Here is a 19,599-nt window from a genome sequence, read left to right on the forward strand (position 1 = left end):
TGTCGCCGAGCCTCGCACGGCATTTACGTAAAAGTCAATTGAGCCGGATCAATGGACGCCGAACCACCACGTGGCAAGGCCCAGAAAAGCGAAGAAACCAACGACGTCGGTGACCGTGGTGACAAAGACCGCCGAAGCGACCGCGGGATCGACCTTGAAGCGGTCGAGCAGCAGCGGGATCAGGATGCCGGCAAGGGCCGCAACGAACATGTTGATGATCATGGCCGCGGCGATGATGCCGCCCAGATTGGCATCGCGGAACCAGACGGCGGCTACGATGCCGATCAATATGGCGAAAACCATGCCGTTGATGAAGCCCACGCCTATCTCGCGGCGAATGATGCGGCCGGCATTGTAGATGTCGAGATCCCTTGTCGCCAGCGCCCGCACGGTGACGGTCATGGTCTGCGAACCGGCATTGCCGCCCATCCCGGCCACGATCGGCATCAGCACGGCGAGCGCCACGATGCGCTCGATCGTGTGGTCGAACAGACCGATCACCGATGCCGCGAGGAAGGCGGTCAGGAGATTGACAAGCAGCCATGGAACACGCGAACGCGAGGTCGAAAAGATGCTGTCGGAAAGCTCTTCGTCGCCGACGCCGCCCATGCGCAGGAGATCTTCCTCGGCTTCCTGCTGGATGACGTCGACGACGTCGTCGATGGTCAGCACGCCGACCAGCCGCTCGTTCTCGTCGACGACGGCGGCCGACAGAAGGTCATATTGCTCGAACTCCCGCGCGGCCTCTTCCTGGTCCATCGTGGCCGGAATGGCGTGCCGCGTCTCATGCATGACCTCCTCGACCTTGACCGAGCGCTTGGTGCGCAGGATCTGGTCGAGGTCTATGGCGCCAAGCAGCTTGAAGCTCGGGTCGATGACGAAGATCTGGCTGAAGCGGTCGGGAAGGTTCTTGTCCTCGCGCATGTAGTCGATGGTCTGGCCGACCGTCCAGAACGGCGGCACCGCGACGAACTCCGTCTGCATGCGCCGCCCGGCGGTCTCCTCGGGGTAGTCGAGCGAGCGACGTAGCCTGATGCGCTCGGTAAACGGCAGCTGCGACAGGATCTCGTCCTGGTCCTCCGGTTCGAGGTCCTCGAGGATGTAGACAGCGTCGTCGGAATCGAGTTCCTGCACCGCCTGGGCAATCTGCGCGTTGGGCAGATTGTCGACGATGTCCATGCGGATCGCCTCGTCGACCTCGGTCAGCGCGGAAAAATCGAAGTCGGCCCCCAAAAGCTCGACAAGGGCGCGCCGCTGGTCGGGATGCAGCGCCTCGATCAGGTCGCCCATTTCAGACTGGTGCAGGTCGTCGACCTCACGCTTGAGCGTGAGCGTATCGCGGTCGGCGATCGCCGCGCCGATCTGGGCGAGAAAGGACGAAAGGACAGCGCCGTCCTCACCGTAGATGTCGGCGCGGTGTTCGTCAGCGCCCCCAGCGCCGGTCGTCCGTTCGTCCTGGCCTTCCACCAGCGCCTCCCGCCATTGCAATCCTGGAAAAGGTGCGTCTCAGGTCTAGAACATCGGACCCGAAAGTGGAAACCGGTTTCGGGAAAATCCGACGCCCAAAAAGAAACTGGCGTAACGCGCGGGAATATCAAACGAAATGCGCGGTGCCCGTAGGGCTGGAGGTGCCGCTACAAATCAGATTCTGGGGAGAGAGAATGGTGCGGTCGAGAAGACTCGAACTTCCACGGGTTGCCCCACAGCGACCTCAACGCTGCGCGTCTACCAATTCCGCCACGACCGCACGTGGTAGGAGCCGGAACCGACCGGCTCGCGGCGTGTAGCAAATCGTTTCCGGCGAAACAAGTGCGCCCCGAGCATTTAATCGCTGGGAATTGCCATAACGGATCAAAGCGCCAAAATGCGCCGCGAACTGGACGTTTCGGCCCGATATCGCCATATGGAGTACAACAAGGGACACCCCATGCCAGAACGCAGCCAGATCGCCACGTCGTTCCTGCCTTTGCCCGGTTCGGCGCCCGTCGAATGGGCGATCGAGCCCGGCCTCACCGCCTATCCCGAGGCGCTTGCCTTCATGGAGGCGCGCGCCGAAGCGATCCGCAGCGGGGCCGCCGGCGAGATGGTCTGGCTGGTCGAGCATCCGCCGCTCTATACCGCCGGCACCAGTGCGCGCAGCGAGGACCTGATCGACGCCAACCGGTTCCCGGTGTTTTCGGCCGGCCGCGGCGGCGAATACACCTATCATGGGCCGGGCCAGCGCGTCGCCTACGTCATGCTCGACCTGAAACGCCGCCGCGAGGATGTGCGCGCCTTCGTCGCCGCCCTCGAACAGTGGATCATCGGCACGCTCGCCGCCTTCAACGTCAATGGCGAGCGCCGTGAGGATCGCGTCGGCGTCTGGGTGGTGCGGCCCGATCGCCCTGCCCTGCCGGACGGCTCTGCCGCGGAGGACAAGATCGCGGCAATAGGTATTCGGCTCAGGCGCTGGGTGAGTTTTCACGGCATCGCCATCAATGTCGAGCCGGACCTCGGCCATTTCAGTGGTATCGTGCCGTGCGGCGTGCAGGACCACGGCGTCACCAGCCTTGTCGATCTCGGGCTGCCGGTGACGATGGCCGATCTCGATCTGGCGCTGAAATCAGCGTTCGAGGATGTCTTCGGCCCGGCTACGGCCTTGCCCTTGGAAACAGCCCGCGAGGCCGGCTGAACGCTTCCCGGACAGCTCAGATCAGCCGTGCCGACGCCCAGAGCACTCCATAACCGTGGATGACGAACACCGCCAGCAGCGCGCCGGCGATGACGAAACGGTCGGCCGTGCGGATCGGCTTCAGTTCGTGGCGCGGCCTCACCCCGCTGCCCGCTGTCAGAAGGCTGAGGATTGCAAAGACCGCGCCGGCCGCGAGCAGAAAGCCGATGGAAAAGCCGGCCCGCCAGCCAAGCGCCAGGAACGCCGAGAGCAGGAAGAAGGAGGCCAGCGCCAGCGCGACCGGCCCCGGGCAGATCTGGCGCAGCACCTGGCCGCCATCGAATTTCCACACCGGCACCAGATTGGCGATGTTGAACAGGGCAGCACAGCCCGCCAGTGTCGCCAGCAATGTCGCGGCAAGCCAGTGCCCTTCCGCGCTTGCAAACGTGCTGCCCATCATCGCCAACGGCACCAGGAAAGCAGAGAACCCGGCGCCCATCAGCGCCACGAACGCAACTTCGAAACGGCTGTCATAGGGCCGGCCGCCAATGGCGAGGCCGCCGAGCAGCGGGATGAAGATCATGCGCGCCCTGCGGTGGCCCATCAGGCGGAATGCCGCCATGTGGCCGAGCTCGTGCAGGGCGACAACGGAAGTCAGGATCGCGGCCAGAGCAAGCCCGCCGCGGTGAAGCCCGAAGAACGGCCACAGGATGAATGCCGAGAGAGCGGCGAAGCCGAGCTGACTCAGCGGATGTTCGAACCAGCCGCCCTTGCGATACCGCCCTGTCCTGGCCCAGCCATCCAGCTTGGCGAGTTCGCGGCGCATGGCGAAATAGCGGAACGCCAGGAAGGCCACGCCGCGGTAACGGTCGGTCTGGGTGAGCGTAACCCGGGTGGCCTCGCCAATCGAGACCAACTGCGCGGTTTCCCGATAATGCGCCCAGAAAGACGGATCGAGCGCCGTGTCCTCGATGACGCGCATCGAAAAGCACCTGCCATGCACGACATTCTCGAGCAGGGCCTTGCGTTCGATCGGCAGGCCGTCCCGGCCCTCCCAGGACATTCTGGTGCGGACCACTCCCTCGCCCAGCATCTCCGCCGAGAGGATTTCGCCGGACCAGCCGGCATTGCTCCCGAGCGGCCACAGCGCCTGCCACAGACGCTGCCGGTCGGCCGCGACCGTGCGGCTGAGCCTGATTGTGCGCAAACCAAGCGGCACGCTCATCAGGAGAAAAATCAGCCCTAGATTGCTGGCCACGAGGAAGGCGGCGACGATGGGCGACACGCGGCGCTCCTGCTTTCAGGAGCGACACCCTAGCGCCATGGGCGGCAAGAAAGGCTTAACGGCAAAGCGGACTTTCGTCCGCCGGAACAGCGACGGCAGACACTGTCACCTCACATGGCTCCGATCCAGATCGCCATGGAAATGAGGAAGGTGCTCATGCAAACCAGCGAGATGACATCCTGAACCAGATCGGTCATAACTCTCTCCTGTTGTTGATATGTTCGCAATTTGTTCTAATTTTGTTTCAAAGTCAACGAGCGGAATCCGTCCGCTGCCGGAATTTTCGAGCGATCAAACCGGCAGGGTTAAGAAAAGGTTGACGGCGCGGGACCTATCAACAGGTCAGGAAGATGTCGGCGACGCTATCGTCAGTTAGCGTATGGGATGAGCGCCTGCTTGCACTCAACGTCAGTCGAGACAATAGTGGGTAAGCTAAGACTGCCGAGTGATGGACGTGAGGCAACACCAAGGCGCCAATCAAGCTGATCGCTGGCGAAAGCGCATGAGGCAAGGCCACCGGTGGCGCCTCTCGCGCAGCTTTGTAACCTGGCTGCTCATCCTGGTGATGATCGCGATCTCTTCCACCCTGATCGCACTGAAGGCTCATTGGCGGTTCTGATCCCGGAGGGATCAGTATCCCCGACGGGAAACTAAACCCGCGGAAATCTCGCTGGACGTTGTTAAGGTTGGACCCAATCTCGCAGCGGACATCAGAGTTCTACAGCGGCACCACCTTGCCCTCGGCCAGGGTGACGCGCCGGTCCATGCGCGCTGCCAGCTGGTGATTGTGGGTGGCGATCAGCGCCGCGAGGCCCGATTGCCGCACCAATGCCTCCAGCGCCTCGAACACATAGGAAGCAGTGACCGGGTCGAGATTGCCGGTCGGCTCGTCCGCCAGCAGCACCAGCGGCGCATTGGCGACCGCACGCGCGATTGCCACGCGCTGCTGCTCGCCGCCCGACAGTTCGGACGGCCGGTGCGATGCACGCTTGCCGATCTGCATGTAGTCGAGCAGCTGCGCCGCGCGCTCGGCCGCCTCCTTGCGCGGCAGACCTTTGATGAGCTGCGGCATCATGATGTTTTCCAGCGCCGAAAACTCCGGCAGCAGATGGTGGAACTGGTAGACGAAGCCGACATCGTTGCGGCGGATCGAGGTGCGCTCGTCATCGGATAGCCGGCCGCAGGCCCGGCCGGAGAGAATCACGTCGCCGGCGTCGGGCCGTTCCAAGAGCCCTGCCGTATGCAGCAGCGTCGATTTGCCGGTGCCGGACGGCGCCACCAGCGCCACCATCTCGCCGCGCTTCAGCGAGAAGTCCGCACCGTTCAGAATGGTGAGCTTGCGCGGCCCCTGGACATAGTGCCGCTCGACGCTCTTCAACTCGATAATGGCCTGCGCCATCATTCGTACCTCAGCGCTTCGACCGGATCGAGGCGGGCCGCCCGCCATGCCGGAAACAACGTCGCCAGGAAGGACAGGCCGAGCGCCATGATGACGACATAGGTCGTCTCGCGCGGATCCATCTTCGCCGGCAACTGGCTGAGGAAATAGAGCTCCGGATTGAACAGCACCTTGCCGGTCATCCAGGAGAAGAACTCGCGGATCGATTCGATGTTGAGGCAGATGATCACGCCGAGCAGCACGCCGGCGATGGTGCCGGTGACGCCGATCGCCGCGCCCGTCATCAGGAATATGCGCAGGATGGCGCCGCGCGAGGCGCCCATGGTGCGCAGGATGGCGATGTCGTGCCCCTTGTCCTTCACCAGCATGACCAACCCGGAGATGATGTTGAGCGCCGCCACCAGCACGATCAGCGTCAGGATCATGAACATGACGTTGCGCTCCACCTGCAGGGCGGAAAAGAAGGTCTCGTTGCGTTGCCGCCAGTCGACGAGGTCGATGGGTCGCTGCGCCGCTTCTTCCACCTTCGGCTTCAGCGCGTCGACATCATCGGGATTGTCGACATAGATCTCGATCGTCTGCGCCCGTCCGTCCATGTTGAAATAAAGCTGCGCTTCCGAGAACGGCATGTAGACGATGGAGGCGTCATATTCCGACATGCCGACTTCGAAGATCGCCGCGATCTTGTAGCCCTTCATGCGCGGCGTCGTGCCGAGCGGCGTCACGTCGCCGTCCGGCGAGATGAGCGTGATCGTGTCGCCGAGCGCCAGGCCGAGATTCTCCGCCATGCGCTTGCCGATGGCGACGCCCTCGCCCGTGTCGAAATCGGCGATCGAGCCCTGCTTGATGTTGCTGGCGACGATGGCGATCTTGCCCAGGTCCTCGCCCCTGATACCGCGCACCAGCGCGCCGGAGCCGCCGCCGACATTGCCTTGCGCCAGCACTTGGCCGTCGATCAGCGGAATGGCGTATTTGACGCCGGCCACGCCGTTGATGCGGCCGGCGACCTGCGCATAGTCCTCAAGCGGCGAATCCAGCGGCTGCACGATCAGATGGCCGTTTACGCCGAGAATGCGGGTGAGCAGCTCGGCCCTGAACCCGTTCATGACGGCCATCACCACGATCAGCGTCGCCACCCCCAGCATGATGCCGAGGAAGGAGATCGAGGCGATGACCGAGATCACCGTCTCCTTGCGTCGCGAGCGCAGATAGCGCCACGCCACCGTGCGTTCGAAGATGGAAAACGGTCCGGCGCCTGCCGGTCTCGCTGCCGCCGCCTCGCTCATGCGGCGGCACCGAAGCGTTTTTTCGCATCGGCGATCGGCAGCGTCACGCGCTCGCCGGTCTTGCGGTTCTTGATCTCGACCTCGCCGGCGGCCACGCCGCGCGGTCCGACGATCACCTGCCAGGGCAGGCCGATCAGGTCGGCGGTGGCGAACTTGCCGCCCGGCCGCTGGTCGGTGTCGTCATAGAGCACATCCTTGCCGGCGGCAGTGAAAGCTGCGTTGAGTTCATCGCAGACACGGTCGCAATCGGCATCGCCGGCTTTCATGTTGATCAGGCCGATGTCGAACGGCGCCACCGCTTCCGGCCAGATGATGCCGTTCTCGTCATGGCTGGCTTCGATGATCGCCGCAACCAGCCGCGACGGGCCGATGCCGTAGGAACCGCCGGAAGCGAAATGATCCTTGCCGTCGGGCCCGGTCACCTTGGCGCCCATCGGCTTGGAGTATTTCTCGCCGAAATGGAAGATATGGCCGACTTCGATGCCGCGCGCCGAAACCTTGTCGCTGTCGGGAACCTCAGCCCAGGCCGCTTCGTCATGCATTTCGTCGGTCGCGGCGTAAGGCGTCGTCCAGGTCTTGACGATGCCTGATATCTCGGCGTCGTTGGAGAAATCGGTGTTGGCTCCGGGCACGCCGAGCGACAGATAATCGCGATGGCAGAACACCTGGCTCTCGCCGGTGTCGGCCAGGATGATGAATTCATGGCTGAGATCGCCGCCGATCGGACCGGTGTCGGCCCGCATCGGGATCGCCTGTAGGCCCATGCGGGTGAAGGTCCGGAGATAGGACACGAACATCCTGTTGTAGGCGGCTCTCGCGCCTTCGAAGTCGAGATCGAAGGAGTAGGCATCCTTCATCAGGAATTCCCGGCTGCGCATGACGCCGAAGCGCGGCCGCACCTCGTCGCGGAACTTCCACTGGATGTGGTAGAGGTTGAGCGGCAAGTCCTTGTAGGACTTTACATAGGCGCGGAAGATCTCGGTGACCATTTCCTCGTTGGTCGGGCCGTAAAGCATGTCGCGGTCCTGGCGGTCCTTGATGCGCAACATCTCCTTGCCGTAGTCGTTATAGCGGCCGCTTTCGCGCCAAAGGTCGGCCGACTGGATGGTCGGCATCAGGATTTCCAGCGCGCCGGCGCGGTTCTGTTCCTCGCGGATGATCTGGCAGACCTTGTCCAGGACCCGTTTGCCCAGCGGCAGCCAGGAAAAACTGCCCTGCCCCTGCTGGCGGATCATGCCGGCGCGCAGCATCAGCCGATGCGAGACGATCTCCGCCTCGCGCGGATTCTCTTTGAGGATGGGCAGGAAATAGCGCGACAAACGCATGGACTGGTCCGTGAATGAGGAGGCCGCGCCAGAATCGGTGCGACGCAGGCTTGCTTGCCCCGGCTTCATAGCCATTTCATGGCGCAATGGGAACCCGGACGCATCGACCCGGAAATCGGAAATTCAGCTTACGAACGGCGTGGCGCGCGGAATGAAAACGTTTTGAGCACCCCTCGCGCGCGCCGCGAATGCTGGACGATCGAAGGAGCCACGGTTGCATAAAACGCCCGGCTGGTGGTTTCCCAAGCAAAGCCTGCCGTACTATTGTGCAGTGCAGCACGAGAATGCCCGTTTCAAGGCAAAATTCTTCGTGACATTTTCATTTCCGTTGGGCTAATGTGCCCCGATAACCGAGAGAGCAGAGAAAAATCTGTTCTCCTACGCGGTCAAAGTCTTGGGAGGATGCGATCTAGGCGCGGTTACTCGCTGCCGCCGGAAACCGGAAACAGATCGGACGCGTTTAAATTGCAAGGCCTTGTGCCTTGCATTTTTTTTGTGCAATCACGTGCTTAGCGCAATGCGTTGCCAAACCACCTTACCCTGCGTCATGATTTTTGAAGCCTGAACAGATGAGCCGGCGCCGAATGGCGGCATGACCTCGCCCGAAGCGCAAGAGCCGGTTTGAATGCTGCTATTTTGCCGTGGCCTGGCCGAATTCCGGCACGATGTGCGGGATGTCGTTGAGGCTATATCCCAGCCCGTGCGTCAGGCCGTAGAAAATGCCCATGAGCACCGCCGTGGCGACGGTGGTGCGGATCACCGCACGCAGCATATGTGGTCCGCGCGGCGCGCTAGGCACCGTGCCCAGCGTCACGTCACGATCGTCATCCTGCGTCCTGACGCTGAACGGCAGAACGGCAAACAGCACCACCCACCAGGTCGCGAAAAACAGTGCGGTGAACGAAACCCAGCTCATGGTTGCTCCAGTTCGATCAGCGTGCCGAAGAAATCCTTCGGATGCAGGAACAGCACAGGCTTGCCATGCGCGCCGGTCTTCGGCTTGCCGTCGCCCAGAACCCGGGCGCCGGCCGCCTGGAGCCGGTCCCGCGCGGTAAGGATATCGTCGACCTCATAGCAGAGATGGTGCATGCCGCCCGACGGGTTCTTCTCGAGGAAAGCCGCGATCGGCGAACCCTCGCCGAGCGGCTCCAGCAACTCGATCTTGGTGTTGCCGACATTGACGAACACCACGGTGACGCCATGCCCGGGCAGCGCCTGTGGTTCGCTCACTTCGGCGCCTAGCGTGTCGCGATAGCAAGCGACAGCCGCAGCCAGATCCGGCACCGCAAGCGCGACATGGTTCAGGCGTCCAAGCATAGAGCGCTCCGCTTTAGGGGAGTAAGGGAGTAGGGAAACAAGACAGAAGAAAAGCAACGGCTCATTCTCCCCTACTCCCCTACTGCCTTATTCCCCTATTCCCTATTCGTCACCGCGTGACAAATACAGTCACCAGCGGTTTCTTGCCCCAGGCTTCGTTGGCGGCGCCACGTACGGCACGGCGTACCGCCTCCTGCACCAGATCGAGGTCTTTTCGGCGCTGACGGGGGATGGAGTCCACCGCGCCGATTGCCGCATCGATCATCAGGTCCTCCAGCGTCTCGCCTCTGGCGTCGGCCTCGGCGACGCCGATTGCGACCAGATCGGGATCGCCGGCGAGCTCATACTTCTCGTCCAGCACCACATTGACCGCGACATGGCCGGCAAAGGACAGTTTGCGACGGTCGCGAATGCCCATCGCCTGGTCGGTGCCGATCAACCTGCCGTCCTTGTAGATGCGGCCGAACGGCACCTGGTCGATGATCGTGGCAGGGCCGGGAGCAAGCCGCAGCATGTCGCCGTCGCGCACCTGCGCCACCTGGCCGATGCCCGACGTCGACATCAGCGAGCCCTGCGCCACCAGATGCGCGGCCTCGCCATGCACTGGAACGCCGATCTGCGGCCGTACCCATTCATACATCTTGCGCAATTCGCTGCGCCGCGGATGGCCGGAGACATGAACCAGCGCATCGCCGTCCTCGATGATCTTGATGCCGAGATCGACGAGGCGGTTCTTAATTTCGAGGATCGCCTTCTCGTTGCCGGGAATGGTGCGCGAGGAAAACACCACCGTGTCGCCGGCCGTCAGCGACACCGACTTCATCTCGTCGCGCGAGAGCTTGGCAAGCGCCGCCAGCGGCTCGCCCTGGCTGCCGGTGCAGATGACGACCAGGTTTTCGCGCGGAATGAAGCCGAAATCCTCCTCGGCGATGAACTCAGGCAGACCGTCCATGTAGCCGAGTTCGCCGGCGACATCGATGACGCGCTTCAGCGACCGGCCGAGCACCAGGCACTGACGGCCGGCATCGCGCGCCGCCTTGGCGATGGAAACGATACGGCCGACATTGGACGAGAAGGTGGTGACGGCGACGCGGCCCTTGGCGGCCTGGATAACCCCTTTCAGCCCCTCGCCGACCGCGACTTCCGATGGCGATTCGCCTTCGCGCATAGCATTGGTCGAATCGCAGACCAGCGCCAGCACGCCCTTGTCGCCATAGGCGCGGAACCGTGCTTCGTCGGTCTTGGGTCCGATCGTCGGCGCCGGGTCGATCTTCCAGTCGCCGGTGTGGATGACGGTGCCTGCCGGCGAGGTGATGGCCAGCGACATCGGTTCGGGAATCGAATGCGCGACCGGGATCGCCTCGATTTCGAACGGACCGACAGTGAATTTTTCGCCCGCGCGGTAGATGGTCAGCGGGATCTTCGGCGCGCCCTGCTCGCCCTGGCGCTTGGCTTCCAGCAGCCCGGCGCTGAACGGCGTCATCCACACCGGCGCCTTGAGCCTCGGCCAGATATCCAGCAGCGCGCCATAGTGGTCCTCATGCGCGTGGGTGATCACGATACCGCGCAAATTGGCGATGTTCTCTTCGATGAAGCGCGTGTCGGGCAGGATCAGGTCGACGCCCGGATGCGCCGCGTCGGGAAAGGTGACGCCGACGTCGATGACGATCCATTCGCGCGCGCTCGGCGGACCATAGCCGTAGAGAGCGAAGTTCATACCGATCTCGCCGACGCCGCCCAGCGGCACGAAGACGAGTTCGGCGTTTTCCGCTTTCGCCATGATTTTTTCCTTCCTGGCCCTCAGGCCAAGCCATTGAAGCAATTCCGGGAAAAGTCTGTAACGGTTTTCCGTCTGGAATTGCGCAAAAACAAAACTATACCCGGGCGGATGCGACCGCGCCGAAATGCACATCGCCGGCGGCGATCGTCAAAACCGAGCCCTCATCGTCGCGGATCACGAAACGGCAGTCCTCGTCAATGGTCTCGAACACCCCGCGCACCACATTACCGTCAATTCTGACAGCAACCTCGCCGCCAAGCCCTGCCGCGCGTGCCAGCCAGCGCCGCCTGACGGCGGCAAGTCCCCGCCCGTCGTCCCACAGGCGGGCATTCTCGCTCCAGGCATCCGACAGCGCCAGGAACAGCGTTTCGGCATCGCATGCCGCACCCAGTGCGTGAAGCGACGTCGCGGGATACGGCAAATCCTCAGGGTACGCCACAACATTGACGCCGATGCCGACCGCCACCGCGAAACGGCCGCCGTCCAGCATGGCCGATTCCAGCAGGATGCCGGCGAGCTTGGCGCCGGAGGCGAGCACGTCGTTCGGCCATTTCAGCTCGAAACGGTTCTTGCCTTCATTGCCGCCGTCGAGGCCGATGGCGATCCGGCCCGCCGGCACCACGGCGTCGAGCGCATCGGCCAGCGCCAGGCCGGCGACGAAACCGAGCGTCGCGGCGAGGCGAAGCTCGCCCCCGGTGAGGACGAGCAGCGTCGCCGCCAGATTGCCCTCGGGTGTCGCCCAGACGCGGCCGCGCCGCCCGCGCCCGCTTTCCTGTTTCTTGGAAACGACCCACAATCTGCCGGGGTCGCCGGCCCGGGCGTGATCCAGCGCCAGCGCATTGGTGGAGCCGACGCTGTCATGCGCCTCCAGCCGGAATCCTTCCGACGCCGAGGTTGGAGCCAGCCGAAATGCCATCCCGTCAGAAGAATGTCTTGGCGGCGGCTTCGGCATAGGTGCCGATCGGACCGCCGATCAGCACATAGAACAGCACGAAAGCGCCGGAGACACCGAGTACGAGGCGCAATTCACTGGCCATCGGCACGAAGCCGCCGACCGGTTCGTCGAACCACATGATCTTGATGATGCGCAGGTAATAATAGGCGCCCACCACCGAGGCCAGCACGCCGATGATCGCCAGCGCGTAGAGGTTGGCATTGATGGCGGCGAGGAAGACGTACCACTTCCCCCAGAAACCGGCGAGCGGCGGGATGCCGGCCAGCGAGAACATCAGGATGGTCAGGATCGTCGCCATGATCGGGTTGGTCGAGGACAGGCCTGCCAGGTCGCTGATCTGCTCGACATTGCCTTCCTTGCGCCGCATGGCGAGGATGAAGGCGAAGGTGCCGAGCGTCATCACCAGATAGATCAGCATGTAGATCGCGACGCCGCGCACGCCGGCCTGGCTGTTGGCGGCAAGGCCAACCAGCGCGTAGCCCATGTGGCCGATCGAGGAGTAGGCCATCAGGCGCTTGATGTTGGTCTGGCCGATCGCCGCGAAAGAGCCGAGCGCCATCGAGGCGATGGAGATGAAGACGATGATCTGCTGCCAGTCGGAAGCGATCGGCTTGAACGCGCCCATGGTGACGCGCACGATCAGCGCCATAGCCGCCATTTTGGGTGCCGCCGCCAGGAAAGCCGTCACCGGTGTCGGCGCACCCTCATAGACGTCGGGCGTCCACATGTGGAACGGCACCGCCGAGATCTTGAAGGCGAGGCCGGCCAGCACGAAGACCAGGCCGAAGACGAGGCCAAGCTGGCGCTCTCCGCCGCCCAGCGCCGTCGCGATCTCCTGGAACCCGGTGTTGCCGGTATAACCATAGACCAGGCTGATGCCATAGAGCAGCATGCCCGACGACAGCGCGCCGAGGACGAAGTACTTCAGGCCCGCCTCGGTCGAGCGCAGGTTCTCGCGGTTGATCGCGCACAAGACATAGATCGCCAGCGACTGAAGCTCGAGGCCGAGATAGAGCCCGATCATGCCGTTGGCGGAGATCATCAGCATCATGCCGAGCGTGCACAGAAGGATCAGCACCGGATATTCGAACTTGTCGAACCGCTCCGCCCTGGCGAAGCGCATCGACATGATCAGCGTCACCGCCGAGCCCACCAGCGCCAGCAGCTTCATGAAGCGGGCAAAGGAATCCTGGATGAAGGCATTGCCGTAGGCGCTGCCCTGCCCGGTGGAGAAGATCAGCCAGGCGCCCGATATCACCAGCACGGCAACGGCAAGGCCGGTCACGGTGTTGGCGGTGTTGGCGCGCGAATAGGCCCCGACCATCAGCAGCGCGAGCGCGCCGATGGCAAGGATCAGCTCGGGCGTCGAGAGCGACAGGCTGGAGAGAAGGTCCGGCGTCATGGTTCGCAAAACCCCTGGGTCAGTTCGCCGCCGCGGTCTGCGCGGCGCCGATGGATGCGGTGACATTGGTGACGAGCGACTTGACCGACTGGGCCGTCGCGTCGAAGACGGGAGCGGGATAGACGCCGAAGAAGATGACCAGCACAACCAGCGGATAGATGATCGCCTTCTCGCGTGTCGACAGGTCGAGCAGGCCCTTGAGGCTGTCCTTGGTCAGCGCGCCGAAGATCACCCGGCGGTAGAGCCAAAGCGCGTAGGCGGCCGACAGGATGACGCCGGTGGCAGCGAAGAACGCCACCCAGGTATTGACCCGGAACACGCCGAGCATGGTCAGGAACTCGCCGACGAAGCCTGACGTGCCCGGCAGGCCGACATTGGCCATGGTGAAGATCAGGAACACGGTGGCGTATTTCGGCATGTTGTTGACCAGGCCGCCATAGGCGGCGATCTCACGCGTGTGCATGCGGTCATAGATGACGCCGACGCACAGGAACAGCGCGCCCGAGACCAGGCCGTGGCTGAGCATCTGGAAGATCGCGCCCTGCACGCCTTCCTGGTTCATGGCGAAGATGCCCATGGTCACGAAGCCCATATGGGCGACCGACGAATAGGCGATCAGCTTCTTCATGTCCTCCTGCATCAGCGCCACCAGCGAGGTGTAGATGATGGCGACGACCGAAAGTGCGAAGACCAGCGGCGCGAACATCTCGGAGGCCAGCGGGAACATCGGCAAGGAGAACCGCAGGAAGCCGTATCCGCCCATCTTCAACAGAATGGCGGCCAGGATCACCGAACCGGCTGTCGGCGCCTCGACATGCGCATCCGGCAGCCAGGTATGCACCGGCCACATCGGCATCTTCACCGCGAAGGAGGCGAAGAAGGCGAGCCACAGCCATGTCTGCATGTTGGCGGGGAAATTGTGCGTCAACAGCGTCGGGATATCGGTCGTGCCGGACTGGTAGAACATCGCCATGATGGCGAGCAGCATCAGCACCGAGCCGGCGAGCGTGTAGAGGAAGAACTTGAAGGAGGCATAGACGCGGCGCTTGCCGCCCCAGACGCCGATGATGATGAACATCGGGATCAGGCCGGCTTCGAAGAAGACGTAGAACAGCACGATGTCGAGCGCGCAGAACACGCCGATCATCAGCGTTTCGAGCAGCAGGAAGGCGATCATGTAGGCCTTGACGCGCTTCTCGATCGCTTCCCACGACGCCAGGATACAGAGCGGCATCAGGAATGTGGTCAGAATGACGAACAGCATCGAAATGCCGTCGACGCCCATATGGTAGGAGATGCCGGAATCGAGCCAGGCGACCTTCTCGACGAACTGGAAGCCGGCTTGCGAATTGTCGAAGCCGGTCCAGATGAACAGCGAGACGATGAAGGTGAACGTCGTCGTCAGCAGCGCGATGGCGCGGATGTTGCGGCGTGCGTTTTCGCTGTCGTCGTTGATGAACAGGATGAGCAGCACACCAACCAACGGCAGGAAGGTGACCAGCGAGAGAATTGGCCAAGCGGTCATCAGAGCATCATCCAGGTGACGAATGCGGCAACGCCGATCAGCATGGCGAAGGCATAGTGATAGAGATAGCCGGTCTGCAACTTGACGACGCGGTTGGTGACATCGACGACGCGTGCCGAAATGCCGTCAGGCCCGAGACCATCGATGACGGTGCCGTCGCCGGTCTTCCACAGGAAGGAACCGAGGCGTTTGGCCGGCCGCACAAAGAGGAAGTCATAGAGCTCGTCGAAATACCATTTGTTGAGCAGGAAGGCATAGAGCCCGCGATGCTGGGCGGCCAGATTGACCGGCATTTCCGGCGAGCGGATGTAGAACTTCCACGCCAGCGCCAGGCCGATCAGCATGGCGATGAACGGCGACAGCTCGACCCATAGCGGCAGTTCGTGAATGTCGTGCAGGATGTGATTGTCCGGCAGTGTGAACAGCGACGCCTTCCAGAATTCGGCATAGCCTTCGCCAATGAAGGCACCGTGGAAGATGATGCCGGCAAACAGCGCGCCCGCCGCCAGCACGAACAGCGGCACCAGCATCACCGGCGGCGATTCATGGACATGGTGCATCACCTCATGGCTCGCCCGCGGCCTGCCGTGGAAGGTCATGAAGATCAGCCGCCAGGAATAGAAGGAGGTGAAGCCGGCGGCGATCACCAGCAGCACGAAGGCGAGGCCCGCCACGGAATTATGCCCGGCAAAGGCCGTCTCGATGATGGCATCCTTGGAGAAGAACCCGGCGGTGCCGATAACGGTGACCGGAATGCCGACGCCGGTCAGCGCCAGGGTGCCGATTACCATCATCCAGTAGGTCGTCGGGATCAGCGTCCTCAGGCCGCCCATCTTGCGCATGTCCTGCTCGTCGGAAACCGCATGGATGACCGAGCCCGAGCCGAGGAACAGCAGCGCCTTGAAGAAGGCATGCGTGAACAGGTGGAAGATCGCCGCACCATAGGCGCCGACGCCGAGCGCCACGAACATGTAGCCAAGTTGCGAGCAGGTCGAATAGGCGATGACGCGCTTGATGTCGTTCTGGACGAGGCCGACGGTCGCCGCGAAGAAGGCGGTGAAGGCGCCGATGAAGGTCACCACCGTCAGCGCCGAATGCGACAGCTCGAACAGCGGCGACAGCCGCGCCAGCATGAACACGCCGGCCGTCACCATGGTGGCGGCATGGATGAGCGCCGAGACCGGCGTCGGGCCTTCCATGGCGTCCGGCAGCCAGGTGTGCAGCGGCACCTGCGCCGACTTGCCCATGGCACCCATGAACAGCAGCAGGCAGACGATCGTCATCGCTGCCTGCTTATCCAGCGCATAACCGAGGAAGGTCAGCACCGCAGCACCTTGCGGGGCGCCTTCAGCCGGGATGAACGTCGCCGCATTGGCGAAGATGGTGCCGAGATTGACCGAGCCGAACAGCACGAACACGCCGAAGATGCCGAGCGCGAAGCCGAAATCGCCGACGCGGTTGACGACGAAGGCCTTGATGGCCGCGGCGTTGGCCGAGGGCTTCTTGTACCAGAAGCCGATCAGCAGGTAGGACGCCAGGCCCACCCCTTCCCAACCGAAGAACATCTGCACGAGGTTGTCGGCCGTCACCAGCATCAGCATGGCGAAGGTGAACAGCGACAGATAGGCAAAGAAACGCGGCCGGTTCGGATCGTGGTGCATGTAGCCGATCGAGTAGATATGGACCAGCGCCGACACGGTGTTGACCACCACCAGCATGACCACCGTCAGAGTGTCGATCCTGAGCGCCCAGGACGCCTCCAGTCCGCCGGACTGGATCCAGCGCAGCACCGGCACGGTGAACACCTCGCCATGGCCGAAGCCGACGGTGAAGAAAGCAACCCACGACAGCACCGCCGCGATCACCAGGAAGCCGGAGGTGATGTATTCGGACGCCTTGGCGCCGAGCGACGTGCCGAACAGGCCGACGATCAGGAAGCCGAGCAGCGGAAGGAAGACGATGGCCTGGTACATGGTGGTTCCGTCAACCCTTCATCATGTTCACGTCTTCGACCGCGATCGAGCCGCGGTTGCGGAAGAAGACGACGAGAATGGCAAGTCCGATGGCGGCCTCCGCCGCCGCGACCGTCAGCACGAACAGCGCGAACACCTGGCCGACGAGGTCGCCGAGAGCCGCCGAAAAGGCGACGAAATTGATATTGACCGCAAGCAGGATCAACTCGACCGACATCAGGATGACGATCACGTTCTTACGGTTCAGGAAGATGCCGAACACGCCGAGCGTGAAAAGGATCGCCGATACGGTCAGATAATGTGCGATGCCGACGACCATCTCAGACTCCTTCGCCCGACTTGACCTTGCGGATTTCCATGCCCGTCGCCGCCGTGCGGGCGACCTGGGCTGCGATCGACTGCCGCTTGACCCCTTCCTTGTGGCGCAGCGTCAAAACGATGGCACCGATCATGGCCACCAGCAGCACGAGGCCCGAGATCTGGAAGTAGTAGAGGTAGTCCGTATAGAGGATGTCGCCGAGCGCTGCCGTATTCGAGCGCGCCGCGAGATCGGGAATCGGCTTCGATACCGTCGAGGCGAGCTGCGGCGCGAAGGTATAGCCGCCGAGCACCACGATCAGTTCCGCCGCCAGGATCAGTCCGACCAGCGCGCCGATCGGCGCATATTGCAGAGCGCCCTCCTTCATCTCGGCGAAGTCGACGTCGAGCATCATGACGACGAACAGGAACAGCACCATGACAGCGCCGACATAGACGACGAGCAGAATCATCGCCAGGAACTCGGCGCCCGTCAGCATGAACAGGCCGGCGGCGTTGAAGAAGGTCAGGATCAGGAACAGCACCGAATGCACGGGGTTGCGCGACGAAATGACCATGAACGCCGACGCCACGGCGACAAAGGCGAAGAGGTAGAAAAAGGCCGCCTCTAGTCCACTCAGCATTGGGGTTCCCCCGGTTCCTGTCCAAACAGGACGTTCGTCCTGTTTGTTGTCTGTGGCTTCGTTCCGCCTCCGGTGCGAAGCCGCGTTGTCCTAGCCCATGTTCCAACCGGGTTGAAAGACCCGGCGCAAAGAAACATGGGCAACTCTGAAGTCCTGAGGGATAACCTTGCCTGAAATGCTTCGGGTCATCCCCGGACAAGGGCCCTCGCCCCTGTCCATGCGATATCAGCGGTACGGTGCGTCCAGCGAGATGTTGCGCGCCAGTTCGCGCTCCCACCGGTCGCCATTCGCCAGCAGCCTATCCTTGTCGTAGTAGAGTTCCTCGCGCGTCTCGGTCGCGAATTCGAAATTCGGCCCCTCGACGATGGCGTCGACCGGGCAGGCTTCCTGGCAGAAGCCGCAATAGATGCACTTCACCATATCGATGTCGTAGCGCACGGTACGGCGCGTGCCGTCGTTGCGGCGCGGGCCGGCCTCGATGGTGATGGCCTGCGCCGGACAGATCGCCTCGCACAATTTGCAGGCTATGCAGCGTTCCTCGCCATTGGGATAACGGCGCAAGGCATGCTCGCCGCGGAAGCGCGGGCTCACCGGCCCTTTCTCGTGCGGATAATTGATCGTCTCCTTCGGCGCGAAGAACTGGCGCATCGACAAGAAGAAGGCGCTGACGAAATCCTTCAGCAGCAGCGATTTGGCGGCCTGGGACAGAGCGGACATCACGCAAACCCCGTGATCTTGAGGAAGGCGGCGGTCAGCACCACCATGAACAACGAGATCGGCAGGAACACCTTCCAGCCAAGCCGCATCAGTTGGTCGTAGCGGTAACGCGGCACGAACGCCTTCACCATGGAGAACATGAAGAACATCAGGCAGATCTTGAGCACGAACCAGATCACCCCCGGCACCCAGGTGAAGGGCGCGAAGTCGAACGGCGGCAGCCAGCCGCCGAGGAACAGGATGGTGGCCAGCGCGCACATCAGCACGACGGCGACATATTCGCCGAGGAAGAACAGCAGGAACGGCGTCGACGAATATTCGACCATGTGGCCGGCGACCAGTTCCGATTCGGCTTCGACGAGGTCGAAAGGCGGGCGATTCGTCTCGGCTAGCGCCGAGATGAAGAAGATGACGAACATCGGCAACAGCGACAGCCAGTGCCAGTCGAGGAAGGTGTTGGGCAGGCCGAGCCTGGTGCCCAGCCCATCCTGCTGCGACAGCACGATGTCGGACAGGTTGAGCGAGCCGACGCAAAGCAGCACGGTGACGATGACGAAGCCGATCGAGACCTCGTAGGACACCATTTGTGCGGCCGAACGCAGCGCCCCGAGGAACGGATATTTCGAATTGGACGCCCAGCCGCCCATGATCACGCCATAAACCTCGAGCGAGGAGATGGCGAAGACATAGAGGATACCGACATTGACGTTGGCGACGGCCCAGCCCTGGCTGACCGGAATGACCGCCCAGGCCGAGATCGCCAGAACCGCCGATACCAATGGCGCCAAAAGGAACACGCCCTTGTTGGCGCCGGACGGGATCACCGGCTCCTTGAAGACGAACTTCAACAGGTCGGCGAAAGCCTGCAGCGTGCCCCAGGGGCCGACGACGTTCGGGCCGCGGCGCAGTTGCACCGCCGCCCAGATCTTGCGGTCTGCATAGAGCAGGTAGGCGACGGCGATGAGAAGCACGACGATCAGTACGACCGACTTCAACACGATGATCAGCGCCGGCAGCACGTAAAAGGAGAAGAAGGTGTCCATG

General features: G+C 62.9%; 17 protein-coding genes and 1 tRNA gene. 1 reads left to right on the plus strand and 17 read right to left on the minus strand.

Translation table 11 applies throughout. From position 1 onward, the window contains the following. Positions 1–48: 48 nt before the first annotated feature. Together mgtE and FJ951_RS17935 are read right to left on the minus strand one after the other, a co-directional pair. Positions 49–1,467, minus strand: a complete 1,419-nt coding sequence (gene mgtE, locus FJ951_RS17930) for a magnesium transporter (protein ID WP_140516400.1) — start codon at positions 1,465–1,467, stop codon at positions 49–51. 195 nt (positions 1,468–1,662) lie between these two features. Continuing rightward, positions 1,663–1,747 (minus strand) — tRNA-Leu (locus FJ951_RS17935). A 180-nt stretch (positions 1,748–1,927) separates the two neighbouring features. Between FJ951_RS17935 and lipB the strand changes: the two genes are divergently transcribed. Further along, a complete protein-coding gene (lipB, locus tag FJ951_RS17940; protein ID WP_140516401.1) occupies positions 1,928–2,671 on the plus strand; it encodes a lipoyl(octanoyl) transferase LipB in 744 nt (247 codons plus the stop codon). A gap of 16 nt (positions 2,672–2,687) precedes the next feature. On the opposite strand, the gene FJ951_RS17945 is transcribed toward lipB, so the two are convergent. The 15 genes from FJ951_RS17945 to nuoH form a co-directional block, all read right to left on the minus strand. Continuing rightward, positions 2,688–3,935 carry a site-2 protease family protein gene (locus tag FJ951_RS17945; RefSeq protein ID WP_140516403.1) on the minus strand — a complete coding sequence of 416 codons (1,248 nt, stop codon included), beginning with the start codon at positions 3,933–3,935 and terminating at the stop codon, positions 2,688–2,690. Between the two features lie 718 nt (positions 3,936–4,653). Continuing rightward, on the minus strand, positions 4,654–5,337 hold the full coding sequence (locus FJ951_RS17950) for an ABC transporter ATP-binding protein (RefSeq protein WP_181165304.1): 684 nt from the start codon (positions 5,335–5,337) through the stop codon (positions 4,654–4,656). Continuing rightward, the gene (locus FJ951_RS17955) at positions 5,334–6,620 is read right to left on the minus strand and encodes a lipoprotein-releasing ABC transporter permease subunit (RefSeq protein ID WP_140516404.1); all 1,287 of its coding nucleotides are present in this window, start codon (positions 6,618–6,620) and stop codon (positions 5,334–5,336) included. The genes FJ951_RS17950 and FJ951_RS17955 overlap by 4 nt, the downstream gene beginning before the upstream one ends. Further along, entirely contained in the window at positions 6,617–7,945 is a 1,329-nt protein-coding gene (gene proS / locus FJ951_RS17960) for a proline--tRNA ligase (protein ID WP_140495593.1), read from the minus strand. Before proS ends, FJ951_RS17955 begins: the two co-directional genes overlap by 4 nt. 631 nt (positions 7,946–8,576) lie before the next feature. Beyond that, positions 8,577–8,861: a DUF1467 family protein gene (locus FJ951_RS17965; RefSeq protein WP_140495592.1), complete on the minus strand. Its 285-nt coding sequence runs from the start codon at positions 8,859–8,861 to the stop codon at positions 8,577–8,579. Next, a complete protein-coding gene (mce, locus tag FJ951_RS17970) occupies positions 8,858–9,262 on the minus strand; it encodes a methylmalonyl-CoA epimerase (protein WP_140495591.1) in 405 nt (134 codons plus the stop codon). Before mce ends, FJ951_RS17965 begins: the two co-directional genes overlap by 4 nt. Before the next feature lie 109 nt (positions 9,263–9,371). Next, entirely contained in the window at positions 9,372–11,042 is a 1,671-nt protein-coding gene (locus FJ951_RS17975; protein WP_140495590.1) for a ribonuclease J, read from the minus strand. 94 nt (positions 11,043–11,136) lie between these two features. After that, positions 11,137–11,958 (minus strand): biotin--[acetyl-CoA-carboxylase] ligase, encoded by an 822-nt coding sequence (locus FJ951_RS17980; RefSeq protein WP_140516406.1) that lies wholly within the window; start codon positions 11,956–11,958, stop codon positions 11,137–11,139. 4 nt (positions 11,959–11,962) lie between these two features. Further along, complete coding sequence (nuoN, locus tag FJ951_RS17985; RefSeq protein WP_140495588.1) at positions 11,963–13,399, minus strand: NADH-quinone oxidoreductase subunit NuoN; 1,437 nt, start codon at positions 13,397–13,399, stop codon at positions 11,963–11,965. Between the two features lie 19 nt (positions 13,400–13,418). Continuing rightward, positions 13,419–14,924 carry an NADH-quinone oxidoreductase subunit M gene (locus tag FJ951_RS17990; RefSeq protein ID WP_140495587.1) on the minus strand — a complete coding sequence of 502 codons (1,506 nt, stop codon included), beginning with the start codon at positions 14,922–14,924 and terminating at the stop codon, positions 13,419–13,421. Beyond that, the gene (gene nuoL, locus FJ951_RS17995; protein WP_140516407.1) at positions 14,924–16,897 is read right to left on the minus strand and encodes an NADH-quinone oxidoreductase subunit L; all 1,974 of its coding nucleotides are present in this window, start codon (positions 16,895–16,897) and stop codon (positions 14,924–14,926) included. The genes FJ951_RS17990 and nuoL overlap by 1 nt, the downstream gene beginning before the upstream one ends. A 10-nt stretch (positions 16,898–16,907) precedes the next feature. Next, complete coding sequence (gene nuoK / locus FJ951_RS18000; RefSeq protein ID WP_019858930.1) at positions 16,908–17,216, minus strand: NADH-quinone oxidoreductase subunit NuoK; 309 nt, start codon at positions 17,214–17,216, stop codon at positions 16,908–16,910. A 1-nt stretch (position 17,217) separates the two neighbouring features. Next, the gene (locus FJ951_RS18005; protein ID WP_140495585.1) at positions 17,218–17,838 is read right to left on the minus strand and encodes an NADH-quinone oxidoreductase subunit J; all 621 of its coding nucleotides are present in this window, start codon (positions 17,836–17,838) and stop codon (positions 17,218–17,220) included. 225 nt (positions 17,839–18,063) lie between these two features. Further along, positions 18,064–18,555, minus strand: coding sequence for an NADH-quinone oxidoreductase subunit NuoI (gene nuoI, locus FJ951_RS18010; protein ID WP_140495584.1), 492 nt, complete (start codon positions 18,553–18,555; stop codon positions 18,064–18,066). After that, positions 18,555–19,598 carry an NADH-quinone oxidoreductase subunit NuoH gene (gene nuoH / locus FJ951_RS18015; protein ID WP_140495583.1) on the minus strand — a complete coding sequence of 348 codons (1,044 nt, stop codon included), beginning with the start codon at positions 19,596–19,598 and terminating at the stop codon, positions 18,555–18,557. The genes nuoI and nuoH overlap by 1 nt, the downstream gene beginning before the upstream one ends. Between the last annotated feature and the right edge of the window lies 1 nt (position 19,599).

The organism is Mesorhizobium sp. B2-2-3 (assembly GCF_006442405.1).
Lineage (GTDB): Bacteria > Pseudomonadota > Alphaproteobacteria > Rhizobiales > Rhizobiaceae > Mesorhizobium.

What these genes read in the sequence shown, in the direction of transcription:
- nuoK (WP_019858930.1), bottom strand. Translation starts at nt 17,216, where the DNA reads ATGGTCGTCGGCATCGCACATTATCTGACCGTATCGGCGATCCTTTTC.
- lipB (WP_140516401.1), top strand. Translation starts at nt 1,928, where the DNA reads ATGCCAGAACGCAGCCAGATCGCCACGTCGTTCCTGCCTTTGCCCGGT.
- FJ951_RS17965 (WP_140495592.1), bottom strand. Translation starts at nt 8,861, where the DNA reads ATGAGCTGGGTTTCGTTCACCGCACTGTTTTTCGCGACCTGGTGGGTG.
- nuoH (WP_140495583.1), bottom strand. Translation starts at nt 19,598, where the DNA reads ATGGACACCTTCTTCTCCTTTTACGTGCTGCCGGCGCTGATCATCGTG.
- FJ951_RS17975 (WP_140495590.1), bottom strand. Translation starts at nt 11,042, where the DNA reads ATGGCGAAAGCGGAAAACGCCGAACTCGTCTTCGTGCCGCTGGGCGGC.
- mce (WP_140495591.1), bottom strand. Translation starts at nt 9,262, where the DNA reads ATGCTTGGACGCCTGAACCATGTCGCGCTTGCGGTGCCGGATCTGGCT.
- nuoI (WP_140495584.1), bottom strand. Translation starts at nt 18,555, where the DNA reads ATGTCCGCTCTGTCCCAGGCCGCCAAATCGCTGCTGCTGAAGGATTTC.
- nuoL (WP_140516407.1), bottom strand. Translation starts at nt 16,897, where the DNA reads ATGTACCAGGCCATCGTCTTCCTTCCGCTGCTCGGCTTCCTGATCGTC.
- FJ951_RS18005 (WP_140495585.1), bottom strand. Translation starts at nt 17,838, where the DNA reads ATGCTGAGTGGACTAGAGGCGGCCTTTTTCTACCTCTTCGCCTTTGTC.
- FJ951_RS17990 (WP_140495587.1), bottom strand. Translation starts at nt 14,924, where the DNA reads ATGACCGCTTGGCCAATTCTCTCGCTGGTCACCTTCCTGCCGTTGGTT.
- nuoN (WP_140495588.1), bottom strand. Translation starts at nt 13,399, where the DNA reads ATGACGCCGGACCTTCTCTCCAGCCTGTCGCTCTCGACGCCCGAGCTG.
- proS (WP_140495593.1), bottom strand. Translation starts at nt 7,945, where the DNA reads ATGCGTTTGTCGCGCTATTTCCTGCCCATCCTCAAAGAGAATCCGCGC.
- FJ951_RS17955 (WP_140516404.1), bottom strand. Translation starts at nt 6,620, where the DNA reads ATGAGCGAGGCGGCGGCAGCGAGACCGGCAGGCGCCGGACCGTTTTCC.
- FJ951_RS17980 (WP_140516406.1), bottom strand. Translation starts at nt 11,958, where the DNA reads ATGGCATTTCGGCTGGCTCCAACCTCGGCGTCGGAAGGATTCCGGCTG.
- FJ951_RS17950 (WP_181165304.1), bottom strand. Translation starts at nt 5,337, where the DNA reads ATGATGGCGCAGGCCATTATCGAGTTGAAGAGCGTCGAGCGGCACTAT.